The sequence below is a fragment of the Mesorhizobium sp. M6A.T.Ce.TU.002.03.1.1 genome (assembly GCF_003997275.1).
Lineage (GTDB): Bacteria > Pseudomonadota > Alphaproteobacteria > Rhizobiales > Rhizobiaceae > Mesorhizobium > Mesorhizobium mediterraneum.
In genome coordinates this window covers 1-3,465 of sequence record NZ_RZTI01000247.1, presented here as the reverse complement: position 1 = coordinate 3,465, position 3,465 = coordinate 1, and the positions used below count along the sequence as shown (strand labels likewise).

The following is a 3,465-nucleotide window of genomic DNA, read 5'->3' as shown; positions in this document are numbered from 1 at the left end:
AGATAGGGTATCGCGTCATGCACGCCGTCGAGATCGTCGCCGGGAATGTTGGCCGGGCGCGGCGTTTCGGAACCGCCGCAATAGAGCACCGCATCGTATTCGGCGAGCAGCTCCGCCACCGGTTTGTCGACGCCGACATTGACGCCGCAATGGAAGCTCACGCCCTCGCCCTGCATCTGCTCGATGCGCCGGTCGATATAGTGCTTCTCGATCTTGAAGTCGGGGATGCCGTAGCGCATCAGCCCGCCCGGCCGGCTCTCGCGCTCATAGACGTGGACGTCGTGGCCGGCGCGACCAAGCTGCTGGGCGGCCGCCATGCCGGCCGGCCCCGAGCCGATGATTGCGACGCGCTTGCCGGTCTTTTTTTCCGGCGGATAGGGCCGGATATGACCGGTTTCATAGGCCTTGTCGGCGATCGCCTGCTCGATCGTCTTGATGGCGACCGGAATGTCCTCGAGGTTCAGCGTGCAGGCTTCCTCGCAAGGTGCCGGACAGATGCGGCCGGTGAATTCCGGAAAATTGTTGGTCGAATGCAGGTTGCGGATCGCGTTGTCCCAGTCGCCATTGTAGACGAGGTCGTTCCAGTCCGGGATCTGGTTATGGATCGGGCAGCCGGTCGGTCCATGGCAATACGGAATGCCGCAATCCATGCACCGCGCGGCCTGTTTCTCGACCTCCTTGTCCGACATCGGCAGCGTGAACTCGCGGAAATGCCGGATGCGGTCGGAAGCCGGCTGGTACTTGTGCACCTGCCGGTCGATCTCGAGAAACCCTGTTACCTTGCCCATAGTCCAGTCCCTGCTGTCCGGAAGGCACGCCTGACGACGCACCCGTTAACCTCATAAGGCAGCCGTGGCAACCTTCAGTCCGAGGTCAGGATTGCTGATGAAAATGGTTGCCGGGACGCACGGCCTCCCGGCAATTTCCAAATCTATTCCGCCGCCACGTTCATGCGCATCCGTTCCATCTCGATCAGCGCGCGGCGGTACTCGACCGGCATGATCTTCCGGAATTTCGGCCGGAAAGTTGTCCAGTCGTCGAGGATTTCGCGACCTCGTACCGAGCCCGTGTAGTGGACGTGGTTGGAGATCAGCTGGTAGAGCCGCTCCTCGTCGTGGCTGGTCATATCGCCGGATACGTCGACACGGCCCTTGTGGTCGAGGTCACCGCCATGATGGAGCAGTTTCTCCATCAGGTCGTCCTCTTCCGGAACCGGCTCCAGCTCGACCATCGCCATGTTGCAGCGCTCGGCGAAATCGCCCGCCTCGTCGAGCACATAGGCGACGCCGCCCGACATGCCGGCGGCGAAGTTGCGGCCGGTCTGGCCGATGACGACGACGATACCGCCGGTCATGTATTCGCAGCCATGGTCGCCGACGCCTTCAACGACCGCGGCGACACCCGAATTGCGCACGGCAAAACGCTCGCCGGCAACGCCGCAGAAATAGGCCTCACCCTCGGTCGCGCCGTAGAGCACCGTGTTGCCGACGATGATGGACTCGGCGGCAACGATCTTCGTGTTCTCTGGCGGGCGGATGACGATGCGTCCACCCGACAGACCCTTGCCGACATAGTCGTTGGCGGCACCGACCAGCTCGAACGAGACGCCGCGCGCCAGGAAGGCGCCGAAGGACTGACCGGCCGTGCCAGTGAGCTTCACCGAGATCGTGTCCTCGCGCAGGCCCTTGTGCTTGAAGCGCTTTGCCACCTCGCCCGACAGCATGGCACCCGTCGAACGGTCGACATTGCGGATCGGCAGCTCGATGCTGACCGGCTGCCTGGCGTCCAGTGCCGGCTTGGCGAGTTCGATCAGCTTACGGTCGAGCACATCGTCGATTGGGTGCTTCTGCCGTTCGGTCCAATGCACCGCCTCGTGCGGGGCATCGGGCTTGAAGAACATCTTGCTGAAATCGAGTCCGCGCGCCTTCCAGTGCTGGATCAGTGCGCGCTTTTCCAGAAGGTCGGTGTCGCCGATGATCTGGTCGAGATGGGTGTGGCCCATCTCGGCGAGCAGCGCCCGCACCTCTTCCGCCACATAGAAGAAGAAGTTGATCACATGTTCCGGCGTGCCCTTGAAGCGCTTGCGCAACACCGGGTCCTGCGTCGCGACGCCGACCGGGCAGGTGTTGAGATGGCACTTGCGCATCATGATGCAGCCGGCCGCGATCAGCGGGGCGGTCGAGAAGCCGAATTCGTCGGCGCCGAGCAACGCGCCGATGACGACGTCGCGGCCGGTGCGCAGGCCGCCATCGACCTGCAGCGCGACGCGCGACCTGAGGCCGTTGAGCACCAGAGTCTGGTGCGTCTCGGCAAGTCCCATTTCCCACGGGCTGCCGGCATGCTTGAGCGAGGTCAGCGGCGAGGCACCGGTGCCGCCGTCATAACCTGATATGGTGATGTGGTCGGCACGCGCCTTGGCGACGCCGGCCGCAACCGTGCCGACGCCGACTTCCGAGACCAGCTTGACCGATACGTCGGCCGCCGGATTGACGTTCTTCAGATCGTAGATGAGCTGCGCCAGATCCTCGATCGAATAGATGTCATGATGCGGCGGCGGCGAGATCAGACCGACGCCCGGCGTCGAATGCCTGACCTTGGCTATGGTTGCATCGACCTTGTGGCCCGGCAGCTGACCGCCCTCGCCCGGCTTCGCCCCTTGCGCGACCTTGATCTGCATCATGTCGGAATTGACCAGATATTCCGCCGTGACGCCAAAGCGTCCCGAGGCGACCTGCTTGATCGCCGAACGTTCGGGGTTCTTGCCGCCGCCCGGCAGTGGCAGATAGCGGTCGGCCTCTTCGCCGCCCTCGCCGGTGTTCGACTTGCCGCCGATGGCATTCATGGCGCGCGCCAGCGTCGTGTGCGCTTCCCTTGAGATCGAGCCGAAGGACATCGCCCCGGTCGAGAAGCGCTTGACGATATCGGCTGCCGGCATGACCTCGTCGAGCGTGACCTTCTTGCGCCCGGTCTCTTGCGCCAGCTTGATCTTGAACAGGCCGCGAATGGTCTGCGCCTGCGCCGTCTCGCTGTCGATCTGGGCGGAATAGTCCTTGAACGTCTCCCACGAGCCTTGGCGCACGGCGTGCTGCAAGGTCGCCACTGCGTCGGGCGACCAGATATGGGCCTCGCCGCGCATGCGGAACATGTATTCGCCGCCGACCTCGAGGCTGTTGCGCAGCACCGGGTCGTTGCCGAAGCCGTCGGTGTGGCGGCTGACTGTTTCGGCGGCGATCTCGTCCAGCCCGACGCCTTCGATCAGCGTCGCCGTGCCGGTGAAGTACTTCTGCACGAAGTCCGACTTCAACCCGATCGCGTCGAAGATCTGCGCGCCGCAATACGACTGATAGGTCGAAATGCCCATCTTGGACATCACCTTGAGGATGCCCTTGCCGATCGACTTGATGTAGCGGGTGACGACTTCATAGGCGTCGACCTCCGCCGGCAGCTCGCCGCGCTTGTGCATGT

The 3,465-nt window shown here is 63.7% G+C and carries 2 protein-coding genes; both read right to left on the bottom strand.

Annotated features, from left to right (window positions below; all coding sequences use genetic code 11):
* Positions 1-788, bottom strand: a 788-nt coding sequence (locus tag EOC93_RS33015) for a glutamate synthase subunit beta (RefSeq protein WP_164759385.1), incomplete at its 3' end; no start/stop codon positions are given.
* Between the two features lie 143 nt (positions 789-931).
* On the bottom strand, positions 932-3,465 hold a 2,534-nt coding region (locus EOC93_RS33010; RefSeq protein ID WP_245461604.1), incomplete at its 5' end, for a glutamate synthase-related protein.